General features: G+C 60.0%; 10 protein-coding genes. 8 read left to right on the forward strand and 2 right to left on the reverse strand.

Annotation, left to right across the window (positions count from 1 at the left end; translation table 11 throughout):
- Positions 1–54 precede the first annotated feature (54 nt).
- Positions 55–1395: a substrate-binding domain-containing protein gene (locus C7534_RS18550; protein ID WP_046032525.1), complete on the forward strand. Its 1341-nt coding sequence runs from the start codon at positions 55–57 to the stop codon at positions 1393–1395.
- Positions 1396–1514: 119 nt separating this feature from the next.
- On the opposite strand, the gene C7534_RS18555 is transcribed toward C7534_RS18550, so the two are convergent.
- Positions 1515–2744, reverse strand: coding sequence for an acyl-CoA dehydrogenase (locus tag C7534_RS18555; protein WP_046032526.1), 1230 nt, complete (start codon positions 2742–2744; stop codon positions 1515–1517).
- A gap of 178 nt (positions 2745–2922) precedes the next feature.
- On the opposite strand from C7534_RS18555, the gene C7534_RS18560 reads away from it, so the two are divergent.
- The 3 genes from C7534_RS18560 (at position 2923) to C7534_RS18570 (ending at position 5449) form a co-directional block, all read left to right on the forward strand.
- Entirely contained in the window at positions 2923–3852 is a 930-nt protein-coding gene (locus tag C7534_RS18560; protein WP_109786619.1) for a LysR family transcriptional regulator, read from the forward strand.
- Positions 3853–4021: 169 nt separating this feature from the next.
- On the forward strand, positions 4022–4420 hold the full coding sequence (locus tag C7534_RS18565) for a MerR family transcriptional regulator (RefSeq protein WP_046032528.1): 399 nt from the start codon (positions 4022–4024) through the stop codon (positions 4418–4420).
- A 129-nt stretch (positions 4421–4549) separates the two neighbouring features.
- A complete protein-coding gene (locus C7534_RS18570) occupies positions 4550–5449 on the forward strand; it encodes a hydroxymethylglutaryl-CoA lyase (protein ID WP_109786620.1) in 900 nt (299 codons plus the stop codon).
- Between the two features lie 671 nt (positions 5450–6120).
- Here C7534_RS18570 and C7534_RS18580 read toward each other — a convergent pair.
- Complete coding sequence (locus C7534_RS18580) at positions 6121–7818, reverse strand: AMP-binding protein (protein WP_109786621.1); 1698 nt, start codon at positions 7816–7818, stop codon at positions 6121–6123.
- Positions 7819–8022: 204 nt separating this feature from the next.
- Here C7534_RS18580 and C7534_RS18585 point away from each other — a divergent pair, with 204 nt between their 5' ends.
- The 4 genes from C7534_RS18585 to C7534_RS18600 are packed head-to-tail and all read left to right on the forward strand — an operon-like array spanning position 8023 to position 13581.
- Positions 8023–9186 carry an isovaleryl-CoA dehydrogenase gene (locus tag C7534_RS18585; RefSeq protein WP_007946948.1) on the forward strand — a complete coding sequence of 388 codons (1164 nt, stop codon included), beginning with the start codon at positions 8023–8025 and terminating at the stop codon, positions 9184–9186.
- 12 nt (positions 9187–9198) lie between these two features.
- Complete coding sequence (locus C7534_RS18590) at positions 9199–10806, forward strand: carboxyl transferase domain-containing protein (protein WP_077431854.1); 1608 nt, start codon at positions 9199–9201, stop codon at positions 10804–10806.
- 13 nt (positions 10807–10819) lie between these two features.
- A complete protein-coding gene (locus tag C7534_RS18595; protein ID WP_046032533.1) occupies positions 10820–11632 on the forward strand; it encodes a gamma-carboxygeranoyl-CoA hydratase in 813 nt (270 codons plus the stop codon).
- On the forward strand, positions 11632–13581 hold the full coding sequence (locus tag C7534_RS18600) for an acetyl/propionyl/methylcrotonyl-CoA carboxylase subunit alpha (RefSeq protein WP_109786622.1): 1950 nt from the start codon (positions 11632–11634) through the stop codon (positions 13579–13581). Before C7534_RS18595 ends, C7534_RS18600 begins: the two co-directional genes overlap by 1 nt.
- Positions 13582–13603 lie beyond the last annotated feature (22 nt).

A 13603-nucleotide genomic window follows, 5' to 3' on the forward strand; every position in this document is an offset into this window, starting at 1 on the left:
AAACCTTGCTGACTTATTGTCCCCGCACTTTCTTTGTTTTTTTAAGGTGCGGGCATGACGCTGCGCGTTTTGTTTGTGTTGATGCTGTGCGCCGGCCTGCCATTGACGGCATCGGCCGGTGATTTACCGACAACCGCCAATGGCCCGGTGCTGCGCATCCAGGGTTCCAACACCATCGGTGCGGCCTTGGGTCCGGCGCTGGTCGAAGGCATGCTGCGCGAACAGGGCCTGCTCAAGGTTCACAGCGAAGCACCGGACAAAGCCAACGAACTGCAAGTTGTCGGCGAAACGGCCCAAGGCCATCGCGTCGTGGTGGAGGTCGCGGCCCACGGTTCCAGCACCGGTTTCACCGCGCTGAAAAACAGGTCCGCCGACCTCGCCGCGTCTTCGCGCCCGATCAAGGACAGCGAACGGGTCGACCTCGAACCCTTGGGCGACTTCAAAAGCCCCGACGCCGAACAAGTCATCGCGATCGATGGGCTGGCCATCATCCTGCACCCGCAAAACCCGCTGAACCAACTCGATACCGAACAACTGGCGCGAATTTTCAGTGGCGAAGTCAAAACCTGGGAAGAACTCGGCGGCAGCGGCGGCGCCATTCATTTGTATGCGCGGGATGACCAATCGGGCACCTACGACACCTTCAAGGAATTAGTCCTCAGCCGTCGTGGAAAAACGCTCAACAGCGCTGCGAAACGCTTCGAATCCAGTGAGCAATTGTCCGACGCGGTCAGTCTGGACCCGCAAGGCATCGGTTTCATCGGCCTGCCTTATGTGCGCCAGGCCAAAGCCGTGGCCATCGTCGACGGCCAATCCCAGGCAATGCTGCCACTCAATAGCCTGATCGCCACGGAAGACTATCCGCTGTCGCGCCGGCTGTTCTTTTACCTGCCGCCCCACGCCCAAAACCCTTGGGCCGAGGCCTTGGCGACGTTCGCTCAAAGCAATAAAGGCCAGGCGATTGTCGCGGCCAACGGTTTTATCGCTCAGACCGTCCAGGCCATCACGGTGACGCCGAACGCGCTGATGCCCGAGGCTTACCAGGCGCTCAGTCGCCATGCTCAGCGACTGTCGGTGAATTTCCGCTTTGAAGAAGGCAGTGCCACGCTGGACAACAAGGCCCAGCAAGACCTGTCACGGGTGCTCGACTATATAAAGCAGCACGGCAAGACCAACCGCGAGGTCACGCTGGTAGGGTTTGGTGACGCCAAGAGTGACCCGGCGCGTGCCGATCTGCTGTCGAAGCTGCGGGCGATGGCCGTGCGGCGGGAATTGGTGAAAAGCGGTGTGGTGTTTCGCGAGATCCGCGGTTTTGGCGCCGAAATGCCGGTGGCGACCAATAGCGGCGATGAGGGGCGGATCAAGAATCGGCGGGTTGAGGTTTGGGTGTATTGAGTCAGATGCTGATACGGTGGATCGGCTGACGCTATCGCGAGCAAGCTCGGCTCCCACAGGGGTCACGCTGTACCTGTGGGAGCTGGGCTTGCCCGCGATGAACGATGACGCGGTCTAACTTACTGCCCGCTACGCATCATCTCTTTGGGCACGTACTTGCCGATCTCGAACTTGCCAATGGCTGCGCGGTGTACTTCGTCCGGGCCGTCGGCCAGGCGCAGGGTGCGCTGCATCGCATACATGTAGGCCAGCGGGAAATCGTTGGACACCCCGGCCCCGCCATGGATCTGGATCGCCCGGTCGATTACCCGCAATGCCACGTTCGGCGCAACCACCTTGATCTGCGCGATTTCGCTCTTCGCCACCTTGTTGCCCACGGTGTCCATCATGTACGCCGCTTTTAATGTCAGCAGGCGTGCCATGTCGATTTCCATCCGCGAGTCGGCAATCTTGTCGATATTGCCGCCCAGGCGTGCCAACGGCTTACCGAACGCAGTACGGCTGACCGAGCGTTTGCACATCAATTCCAGCGCCCGTTCAGCCATGCCGATCGAACGCATGCAGTGGTGAATCCGGCCTGGGCCAAGGCGGCCCTGAGCGATTTCGAAGCCGCGCCCTTCGCCCAACAGGACGTTTTCATACGGCACGCGGACGTTTTCGAACAGCACTTCGGCGTGGCCGTGAGGCGCGTCGTCATAACCGAACACAGGCAGCGGACGCACGATCTTCACGCCCGGGGCATCCACCGGCACCAGAATCATCGAGTGCTGCGCGTGGCGCGGTGCATCCGGGTTACTCAGGCCCATGAAAATCAGAATTTTGCAGCGTGGATCGCAGGCACCTGAGGTCCACCATTTTTTGCCGTTGATGACCCACTCGTCACCATCACGCACAGCGCGGGCGGCCATGTTGGTGGCGTCGGAGGACGCGACGTCCGGCTCAGTCATGGCGAACGCCGAGCGGATCTCGCCGCGCAGCAGTGGTTCGAGCCAGCGTTGTTTCTGTTCTTCGTTGGCGTAACGCACCAACACTTCCATGTTGCCGGTGTCGGGTGCCGAGCAGTTGAACGGTTCTGGCCCCAGCAACGAGCGGCCCATGATTTCAGCCAATGGCGCGTATTCGAGGTTGGTCAGGCCGGCACCGAGTTCGGACTCAGGCAGAAACAAATTCCACAGACCTTCAGCCTTGGCCTTGAGTTTAAGTTCTTCCATGATCGCGGTCGGCTGCCAGCGATCACCTTCGGCAACCTGGCGCTCGAACACGGCTTCGGCGGGATAAACGTAAGTGTCCATGAACGCGGTCACGCGCTCACGCAGTTCTTGCACCTTGGGCGAATAAGCGAAATCCATGAGCAATTACCTTCTTGGGCAGAGGTTGTTTAGGTCATGCGATTGATGCTAGAACAGCGCTGATAATTTACCTAGCCTATTCTCGGCGTGTATTAACATTCATCACCGATATATGATCGGGTGATCGCCAAGGCCTCCGGCCACAACGAAATGCCCCAAACAATAAGAGTGCAGCGCAATGAATCTGAGCAAGGTCGACCTCAACCTTTTCATCGTCTTCGACGCGATCTACACCGAAGCCAACCTGACCCGTGCCGGGCAGATTGTCGGCATTACTCAGCCAGCGGTCTCGAACGCTCTGGCTCGCCTGCGCGAGACCTTCAACGATCCGTTGTTTGTACGCACCGCCCAAGGCATGGTGCCGACGCCGATGGCGCAGAACATCATCGGGCCGGTGCGTAACGCCCTCTCTCTACTGCGCGTATCGGTGCAGGAAAGCCGCATATTCAACCCGCTGCAGGCGGTCAAGACCTACCGCATCAGCATGACCGACCTCACTGAAGCGGTGATCCTGCCGCCGCTGTTCCAGCGCCTGCGCCGTCTGGCCCCGACAGTGATCATCGAAAGCTTCCTGTCCAAGCGCCGCGAGACCACCAAGGAACTGGCGGCCGGGCGTCTCGACTTCGCGGTGGATGCGCCGCTCAACACCGACCCGCAGGTGCGTCACGTCAAGTTGATGGAAGACCGCTACGTGTGCGCCATGCGCAAGGGGCATCCGCTGGCGGGTAAAGAGAAATTCACCCTGGATGATTACCTGTCGCTGACCCACATCCACATTTCCAGCCGCCGCAGCGGTCTGGGCCATGTCGACCTGGCTCTGGGGAAGATGGGCATCCAGCGCAAGATCGCGCTTCGGTCCCAGCACTATTTGATGGCCTCGCAAGTGTTACAGCAGACCGACATGGTCATGACCGTGCCGGAGCGCTTCGCCCGTCGCAATGACTTGCACGCCTTCAGCCTGCCGGTCAACGACGTGCCACCGGTGGAAACGCACCTCTACTGGCATGAAAGCACCGACCAGGACCCGGCCAACCGCTGGATGCGCGAGCAGATGATCGAGTTGTGCCAGCAGGTGACGGCGCATGAGAAGAAGCTCGAAAAGGCGTAGGCATCATCGTTCATCGCGGGCAAGCCTTGCTCCTACAGGTTCGGCTCAGATCCTGTAGGAGCGAGGCTTGCCCGCGAAGAGGCCCGCATTGACAGCGAAAACCGCTGCCCCTTGACGTAAACGTCAACCTGCCATTAGCTTAGCGCCATGACCTTTTTCGAGCGCCTCCATGAGCAGCCAGACCTATAGCATTTCCGACCTCGCCCGCGAGCTCGACATCACCACGCGGGCCATCCGCTTTTATGAAGAGCAAGGCCTGCTCAGCCCCGAACGTCGCGGTCAGGAACGCATCTATTCGCCCCGCGACAAGGTCAGTCTGAAACTGATCCTGCGAGGCAAGCGCATAGGCTTCTCGCTGGCCGAATGCCGCGAGCTGATCGAGCTATACGACCCGACCGGTGGCAATCAGAAACAACTGCAAACCATGCTGACCAAAATCGCCGAACGCCGCGAACAGCTGGAGCAGCAAATGCTCGACATCGAACAGATGAAGCTGGAACTGGATACCGCGCAGGAGCGTTGCGTCCAGGCGCTGGAGCAAACGATCAAGAGCCAACAGGTCGTGTAGGAGCTGAGCTTGCTCGCGAAAGCGTCAGGTCAGTCGACATCGATGTTGAAGGCCATACCGCTATCGCGAGCAAGCTTGGCTCCTACAGGGTTCTGTGAACATTCAGACAATTACAACAGGTCCAACGCCATGTCCCTTCCTACCCACGTACGCATTGTCGAAGTCGGCCCACGCGACGGTCTGCAAAACGAAGCCCAGCCCATCAGCGTTGCCGACAAGGTGCAACTGGTCGACGCGCTGACCGCCGCCGGCCTTGGCTATATAGAAGTCGGCAGTTTCGTTTCGCCAAAGTGGGTGCCGCAAATGGCCGGTTCCGCCGAGGTCTTCGCGCAGATCCAGCGCAAGCCGGGCGTCACCTACGGCGCGCTCGCCCCCAACCTGCGCGGGTTTGAAGACGCAATGGCGGCGGGTGTAAAGGAGGTGGCCGTGTTCGCCGCCGCCTCCGAGGCGTTTTCCCAACGCAACATCAACTGCTCGATCAGCGAAAGCCTGGAGCGTTTCGTGCCCATCATGGAGGCGGCCAAACAACACGGCGTGAGCGTGCGCGGTTACGTGTCCTGCGTGCTGGGCTGCCCTTACGAAGGTAACGTCGCCCCCGAGCAAGTCGCCCTGGTTGCGCGCGAGCTCTATGCAATGGGCTGTTATGAAGTGTCATTGGGCGACACGATCGGCACGGGCACCGCTGGCGCCACCCGCAAGCTGTTCGAAGTGGTCTCGGCCAGCGTGCCCCGCGAAAAACTCGCCGGGCACTTCCACGACACCTACGGCCAGGCCATGGCCAACATCTACGCCAGCCTGCTGGAAGGTATCTCGGTGTTCGACAGTTCCATCGCCGGCCTCGGCGGCTGCCCGTACGCCAAGGGCGCCAGCGGTAACGTTGCCACTGAAGATGTGGTTTACCTGCTCAACGGCCTGGGAATCGAGACGGGTATCAATCTGGATGCATTGATTCTGGCCGGTCAGCAGATTTGCACGGTGTTGGGGCGTGTGACCGGTTCGCGCGTGGCCAAGGCTCGCAGCGCACAGTGAGTGTGTCTGGGTGTTACCGCGCGGTCTCAATGGTGGGCGCAAGCGAGTAACACGGAAACAGATTCTAGGGTTTTACCTGAGGCGCAAAACCTTACAAAATCACAAAGCATTGATTTTAAAGTGTTTTTAAAAGTTGGCACGGCTTCTGCTATCTCTACTGCATAACAAGAACAAAAAAAGCAGCAAACCTAATAAAAATAAGACGTAACGACTCTGACATAACAAAAACAACACGGCAGAGACGCAGCTAACAGATTTTTTTGGAGAAGGTGTGCTTTTCAGGGTGCTTTTCGGAGTAACCCGCAACCGGGCAGAGAACAATAAAACTACCCTCAGGTAGCTCCCGAACTGGTTGGATCGCTTAGCGAAAAAGTAGATCAGCGCTCAAAAAAATACGTTTGCTCTTGATCCCGGATGGGGATCGACAAAAACAGCGGTAAAGGGTCACGGTCACTAAAAACAAAAACAGACCGCCCCTCAATAATAAAAAAAGAGCACGCGCAACGACAAAATTAAAGGGGAGCTTCGGCTCCCCTTTGTGCTTTCTGGCATTCAGGTTTTCACTATCCCCTGTGGGAGCGAGCTTGCTCGCGATAGCGGTGGGTCAGTCGACATCTTTGCTGGATGTGCTACCGCTATCGCGAGCAAGCTCGCTCCCACAGGGGTTCCCTTCAGTCTTGGTTACCGCGCAGTTCTTCGATACTGATCTCACGCATACGGAATTTCTGGATCTTGCCAGTCACCGTCATCGGAAACTCCTCGACGAATTTGAAGTAACGCGGCGTCTTGAAGTGCGCGATGCGATCCTTGCACCAGGCTTGCAGCTCTTGCTCGGTAGCGCTGTGGCCAGGGTGGAATTTGATCCAGGCGACAATCTCTTCGCCATAACGCGAGCACGGGATGCCGATCACCTGCACGTCAGCCACCGCCGGGTGGGTGAAGAAGAACTCTTCCAACTCCCGTGGGTAAACATTTTCACCGCCACGGATGATCATGTCCTTGTTGCGTCCGGCAATGCACACATAGCCTTCGTCGTTCATGCTCGCCAGGTCGCCGGTATGCATCCAGCCGGCCTGATCAATGGCTTCCGCCGTGCCTTGCGGGTTGTTCCAATAGCCGAGCATCACGCTGTAACCACGGGTGCACAGTTCGCCAATGGTGCCGCGCGGCACGAGGTTGCCGGCCTCGTCGATGATTTTGCTTTCCAGTTGCGGCTGGGTGCGACCGACCGTGGTTACGCGCAACTCCAGTTCGTCTGACGGACCGGTCTGCAACGACACCGGGCTTGTTTCCGTCATGCCGTAGGCAATCTGCACTTCGTTCATGTGCATTTCGTTGATGACCCGGCGCATCACCTCGATCGGGCACGTTGCACCGGCCATGATCCCGGTGCGCAGGCTCGACAGGTCAAATTCGGCCCGGCTGGGCTGATCGAGCATGGCGATGAACATGGTCGGTACGCCATACAACGCTGTGGCTTTTTCTTCAGCGACAGTGGTCAGGGTCAGCAGCGGATCGAAGGCATCACTCGGGTAAATCATGGTGCTGCCATGAGTGACGCAGCCGAGATTGCCCATGACCATGCCGAAGCAGTGATACAGCGGCACCGGGATCACCAGGCGATCATTGGCGGTCAGGCCCAGGCTTTCGCCGACCATGTAACCGTTGTTGAGAATATTGTAGTGACTGAGGGTCGCGCCTTTCGGGAACCCGGTGGTGCCGGAGGTGTACTGGATGTTCACCGGCTGATCGAAATGCAGGCTGTCCTGGCGTTCTTGCAACTGCTCAGTCGAAACGCTGGCGGCCAGATCGGCCAATTGTGACCACGGCAGGAAACCTGAAGGCGGCTGCGCATCCAGACTGATGACACCGCGCAGGTCGGGCAGGCGTTCACTGTGCAACTTTCCGATGGATTGCTCGGCCAGTTCGGGAACGAGGCCTTGCAGCATCCCGTGATAGTTGGAGGTTTTGAACGCGCCGGCGCAGACCAGCCATTGGCAACCCGACTGCTTGAGCACATATTCGAGTTCGGAGCTGCGATACGCCGGGTTGATGTTGACCAGAATCACGCCGATTTTCGCCGTGGCGAATTGGGTGATGCACCACTGGGCGCAGTTCGGTGCCCAAATGCCGAGACGGTCACCCGCTTGCAGGCCCAGCGCCAGAAGCGCTCTGGCGTGCAGGTCTACGACGTCGGCCAGTTGCTGCCAGGTGTATCGCAACTGCTGATGGCGCACGACCAGCGCCTCCCCGGTCGGGTACTGCGCAACGGTGTTATCGAATGCCTGGCCGATGGTCATCGCCAGCAAGGCTTTGTTTTGGGAACCTCGGGTATAGCTGCGCTGCGGGCTTGCACTGGGTTGATCCATGACGACCCCTATTGTCTTTATTAGTGGGTTGTTGGACCGAGGCATATGAGTAGCCCCGATCGTTCAGAACTGCCTCTACTCTCGCTCAAGTTGACGTTAACGTAAAGGGTGATTGACAGCCATTCGTCACAGGCTTACGTTAACGTAAAGGTGAGAGCCGAATCACTGCCCTCCCCACCCTACAAAAAAGCCAAAAGGTGACCCATGAGCTACCCATCCCTGAATTTTGCCCTCGGTGAAACCATCGACATGTTGCGCGATCAGGTTCAGTCCTTCGTCGCCAAAGAGATCGCACCGCGCGCCGCTCAGATCGACATCGATAACCTGTTCCCCGCTGACCTGTGGCGCAAATTCGGCGACATGGGCCTGCTGGGCATTACCGTGCCGGAAGAGTACGGCGGTGCTGGCCTGGGTTACCTGGCGCACGTGGTTGCCATGGAAGAAATCAGCCGCGGTTCGGCGTCGGTCGCCCTGTCCTACGGCGCCCACTCCAATCTCTGCGTCAACCAGATCAACCGCAACGGCAATCACGAACAGAAATCCAAATACCTGCCGAAGCTGATCAGCGGCGAGCACATCGGCGCCCTGGCCATGAGCGAGCCGAATGCCGGTTCCGACGTGGTCTCGATGAAACTGCGCGCTGACAAACGTGGCGACAAGTACGTGCTCAATGGCAGCAAGACCTGGATCACCAACGGTCCTGACGCCAACACCTACGTGATCTACGCCAAGACCGACCTGGAAAAAGGCCCGCACGGCATCACCGCGTTCATCGTCGAGCGCGACTGGAAAGGCTTCAGCCGCAGCAACAAGTTCGACAAGCTCGGCATGCGCGGCTCGAACACCTGCGAACTGTTTTTCGATGACGTCGAAGTGCCGGAAGAAAACATCCTCGGCGTGCTCAACGGCGGCGTGAAAGTATTGATGAGCGGCCTCGACTACGAGCGCGTCGTCCTTTCAGGTGGCCCGACCGGCATCATGCAGGCCTGCATGGACTTGATCGTTCCCTACATCCACGACCGCAAGCAGTTCGGCCAAAGCATCGGCGAATTCCAGTTGATCCAGGGCAAAGTCGCCGACATGTACACCCAGCTCAACGCCAGCCGCGCCTACCTGTACGCCGTGGCCCAGGCTTGCGAACGTGGCGAAACCACGCGCAAGGACGCTGCCGGCGTGATCCTCTACAGCGCCGAACGCGCCACGCAAATGGCCCTCGACGCGATCCAGATTCTGGGGGGCAACGGTTACATCAATGAATTCCCGGCGGGTCGTCTGCTGCGTGACGCCAAGCTGTACGAAATCGGCGCCGGTACCAGTGAGATCCGTCGCATGCTCATCGGTCGCGAACTGTTCAACGAAACCCGCTAAACGGAGCTGTCCATGGCTATCCTGCATACCCAGCTCAACCCCCGTTCGGCGGAATTCGCGGCCAACAGCGCGGCGATGCTCAAACAGGTCGACGCCCTGCACACCCTGCTCGCCCAAGTGCAGCAAGGTGGCGGCCCGAAGGCACAAGAACGCCACACTTCGCGAGGCAAGTTGCTGCCCCGCGAGCGGATCAACCGCCTGCTCGATCCGGGCTCGCCGTTTCTTGAGATCAGCCAGCTGGCGGCCTACGAGGTGTACGGTGAAGACGTTCCAGCCGCTGGCGTGATCGCCGGGATCGGCCGCGTGGAAGGCGTCGAGTGCATGATCGTCGCCAACGATGCCACGGTGAAAGGCGGCTCTTACTACCCGCTGACCGTGAAAAAACACCTGCGCGCCCAAACCATCGCCCAGCAGAATCGCCTGCCGTGCATCTATCTGGTGGACTCTGGCGGCGCCAATTTGCCGCGCCAGGATGAAGTGTTCCCGGATCGCGAGCACTTCGGACGAATCTTCTTCAACCAGGCCAACATGAGCGCCATGGGCATTCCGCAAATTGCGGTGGTCATGGGCTCCTGCACCGCCGGTGGCGCGTATGTGCCAGCGATGGCTGACGAAGCGATCATGGTTCGTCAGCAGGCGACGATTTTCCTCGCCGGCCCACCGCTGGTGAAAGCCGCGACCGGTGAAGTGGTCAGCGCCGAAGACCTTGGCGGGGCCGATGTGCATTGCAAGATCTCCGGGGTGGCCGACCACTACGCCGAGAGCGATGAACACGCCCTGGCCATTGCCCGACGCAGTGTCGCCAACCTTAACTGGCGCAAACTCGGCGAGCTGCAACAACGTGCGCCGATTGCTCCGCTGTACAGCAACGACGAGCTATACGGCGTGGTGTCGGCGGACGCCAAGCAACCGTTCGATGTACGCGAAGTCATTGCGCGCCTGGTCGACGGTTCGGTGTTTGACGAATTCAAGGCACTGTTCGGGACCACACTGGTCTGCGGCTTTGCCCACTTGCACGGTTACCCGATCGCGATCCTCGCCAACAACGGCATCCTGTTCGCCGAAGCCGCGCAGAAAGGCGCGCACTTCATCGAACTGGCCTGTCAGCGCGGCATTCCGTTGCTGTTCCTGCAAAACATTACCGGGTTCATGGTCGGCCAGAAATACGAGGCCGGTGGCATCGCCAAGCATGGCGCGAAACTGGTGACCGCCGTGGCGTGCGCCAAGGTGCCGAAATTCACCGTGATCATTGGCGGCAGTTTTGGTGCCGGCAACTACGGCATGTGCGGGCGAGCCTACGACCCGCGCTTCCTGTGGATGTGGCCGAACGCTCGCATCGGCGTGATGGGCGCCGAGCAAGCCGCTGGGGTGTTGGTGCAGGTCAAACGCGAGCAGGCCGAGCGCAGTGGTCATGGTTTCAGCGCCGAGCAGGAAGCCGAGATCAAGCAACCAATCCTCGATCAATATGAAGAACAGGGTCACCCCTACTACTCCAGCGCACGGCTGTGGGACGACGGTGTCATCGACCCGGCGCAGACCCGCGATGTGCTGGCCCTGGCCTTGTCCGCGTCGTTGAACGCGCCTATCGAACCGAGCCGCTTCGGCGTGTTCCGGATGTGATCGGGAGAAAACCATGAGCGACTTCAATACCCTCGAACTGCTGACCGACCCACGGGGTTTCGCCACCCTGTGGCTCAGCCGCGAAGAAAAGAACAACGCGTTCAACGCTGAAATGATCCGCGAACTGATCCTCGCGCTGGATACCGTGGCCAGCGACACCAGCCTGCGCTTTTTGCTGGTGCGCGGGCGCGGCAAGCATTTCAGCGCCGGCGCAGACCTGGCGTGGATGCAGCAGTCGGCCGAGCTCGATTACAACACCAACCTCGACGACGCCCGGGAACTGGCGGAATTGATGTACAACCTCGCCAAGTTGAAAATCCCGACAGTGGCCGTGGTGCAAGGTGCGGCATTCGGCGGTGCACTGGGCCTGATCAGTTGCTGCGACATGGCCATTGGCGCCGATGACGCGCAGTTCTGCCTGTCGGAAGTGCGCATCGGCCTGGCGCCAGCGGTCATCAGCCCGTTCGTGGTGCAAGCCATTGGCGAACGCGCTACACGCCGTTATGCCCTGACTGCCGAACGTTTCGGCGGGCAACGGGCGCGGGAAATCGGCTTGTTGTCGGAGAGCTATCCGGCCACTGAGCTGGAGCAAAAGGTCGATCAGTGGATCGACAACCTGCTACTCAACAGCCCGGCCGCCATGCGCGCCAGCAAGGATCTGCTGCGCGAAGTCAGTCACGGCGAATTGACTCCGGCACTGCGCCGCTACACCGAAAATGCCATCGCCCGTATCCGCGTCAGCCCTGAAGGTCAGGAAGGCCTGCGCGCTTTTCTGCAAAAACGTCCGCCGAGCTGGCAGGCCCCCACCACGAAGGAGCCGCGTTGATGAGCGCACCTGTTCTCACCACCCTGCTGGTGGCCAACCGTGGCGAAATCGCCTGCCGCGTGATGCGCACCGCCAAAGCCCTGGGCCTGACCACCGTGGCCGTGCACAGCGCCACTGACCGTGACGCGCGCCACAGCCGCGAAGCGGATATCCGCGTCGACCTCGGTGGCAGCAAAGCCGCCGACAGTTACCTGCAAATCGACAAACTGATTGCTGCCGCCAAGGCCAGCGGTGCTCAGGCGATTCATCCGGGTTATGGCTTTTTGTCGGAGAACGCCGGGTTCGCCCGCGCGATTGAAGAGGCAGGCCTGATTTTCCTCGGCCCACCCGCCTCGGCCATCGACGCCATGGGCAGTAAATCCGCGGCCAAAGCGCTGATGGAAACCGCCGGCGTACCGTTGGTCCCCGGCTATCACGGCGAAGCGCAAGACTTCGACACCTTCCGCGATGCCTGCGAACGCATTGGTTATCCGGTGCTGCTCAAGGCCACCGCCGGCGGTGGCGGCAAAGGCATGAAAGTGGTCGAGGATGTCAGCCAGTTGGCCGAAGCCCTGGCCTCGGCACAGCGTGAAGCGAAATCGTCCTTCGGCGATTCGCGGATGCTGGTGGAGAAGTACCTCCTCAAACCGCGTCATGTGGAAATCCAGGTCTTCGCCGATCAGCATGGCAACTGCCTGTATCTGAATGAACGTGACTGCTCGATCCAGCGTCGGCACCAGAAAGTCGTCGAGGAAGCCCCCGCGCCAGGCTTGAGCCCGGAACTGCGTCGTGCCATGGGCGAGGCGGCTGTGCGTTCGGCGCAAGCCATCGGTTATGTCGGTGCCGGCACCGTGGAGTTTTTGCTGGATTCGCGCGGTGAGTTCTTCTTTATGGAGATGAACACGCGCCTGCAGGTGGAACACCCGGTCACCGAAGCCATCACGGGGCTCGATCTCGTGGCCTGGCAGATTCGTGTGGCTCGTGGCGAAGCGCTGCCGATGTCCCAGGCCGAGGTTCCGCTGATCGGTCACGCGATTGAAGTGCGGCTGTACGCCGAGGACCCGGCCAATGACTTCCTGCCGGCCACCGGCCGCCTGGACCTGTATCGCGAATCCGCCGCAGGCCCGGGACGTCGGGTTGATAGCGGTGTCGAGGAAGGCGATGAAATTTCGCCATTCTACGACCCGATGCTCGGCAAGCTGATTGCCTGGGGCGAGGACCGTGAACAGGCGCGTCTGCGCTTGCTGAGCATGCTCGATGAGTTTGCGATTGGCGGGCTCAAGACCAATATCAACTTCCTGCGCCGGATCATCGCGCACCCTGCGTTTGCGGCGGCAGAGCTGGACACCGGGTTTATCCCGCGTTTTCAGGAGCAATTGTTGCCAGCGCCCTCGGACCTCGATGACGCGTTCTGGCAAGCCGCTGCGCAGGCGGTTGCCCAGAGCCAGCCAGCTTCACCGCGCGCTGATGACGTGAGTTCGCCGTGGGGGATCAGTAATGGTTTCCGTGCCGGATTGCCGAAGGAAATCACCCTGCACCTGAGCTGCGAAAACCAGGACCGGGCGTTGACCCTGGGCGACATCTGCACGGCGCAACTCAAAGGCGAGCAATTGCTGACCGAGCACAACGGCGTGCGCCGCCAGCATCGGACCCTCCGTCGTGGCGACTCTGTCTATCTGCAATGGGAAGGTGAACTGCGCCGTATCGAGTCCTACGACCCGATCAGCGCCGTCGAAGCCAGCCACAGCCATCAGGGCGGTCTCACGGCCCCGATGAACGGCAGCATCGTGCGAGTCCTGGTGGAGGCCGGGCAAACGGTCGAAGCCGGGGCGCAATTGGTGGTGTTGGAAGCAATGAAAATGGAGCACAGCATTCGTGCGCCCCACGCGGGTGTGATCAAGGCCTTGTATTGCCAGGAAGGCGAAATGGTCAGCGAAGGCAGTGCGTTGGTCGAACTGGAAGAAGCGTGAAATGAAGATCGGTCCTACGTTT

Source organism: Pseudomonas sp. OV226, assembly GCF_003148705.1.
Taxonomy (GTDB): Bacteria; Pseudomonadota; Gammaproteobacteria; order Pseudomonadales; family Pseudomonadaceae; genus Aquipseudomonas.

Bases quoted from the DNA above. Each gene is read 5' to 3' on its own strand.
- C7534_RS18600 (WP_109786622.1), top strand. From the start codon at position 11,632: ATGAGCGCACCTGTTCTCACCACCCTGCTGGTGGCCAACCGTGGCGAA.
- C7534_RS18570 (WP_109786620.1), top strand. From the start codon at position 4,550: ATGTCCCTTCCTACCCACGTACGCATTGTCGAAGTCGGCCCACGCGAC.
- C7534_RS18555 (WP_046032526.1), bottom strand. From the start codon at position 2,744: ATGGATTTCGCTTATTCGCCCAAGGTGCAAGAACTGCGTGAGCGCGTG.
- C7534_RS18580 (WP_109786621.1), bottom strand. From the start codon at position 7,818: ATGGATCAACCCAGTGCAAGCCCGCAGCGCAGCTATACCCGAGGTTCC.
- C7534_RS18595 (WP_046032533.1), top strand. From the start codon at position 10,820: ATGAGCGACTTCAATACCCTCGAACTGCTGACCGACCCACGGGGTTTC.
- C7534_RS18585 (WP_007946948.1), top strand. From the start codon at position 8,023: ATGAGCTACCCATCCCTGAATTTTGCCCTCGGTGAAACCATCGACATG.
- C7534_RS18565 (WP_046032528.1), top strand. From the start codon at position 4,022: ATGAGCAGCCAGACCTATAGCATTTCCGACCTCGCCCGCGAGCTCGAC.
- C7534_RS18590 (WP_077431854.1), top strand. From the start codon at position 9,199: ATGGCTATCCTGCATACCCAGCTCAACCCCCGTTCGGCGGAATTCGCG.
- C7534_RS18550 (WP_046032525.1), top strand. From the start codon at position 55: ATGACGCTGCGCGTTTTGTTTGTGTTGATGCTGTGCGCCGGCCTGCCA.
- C7534_RS18560 (WP_109786619.1), top strand. From the start codon at position 2,923: ATGAATCTGAGCAAGGTCGACCTCAACCTTTTCATCGTCTTCGACGCG.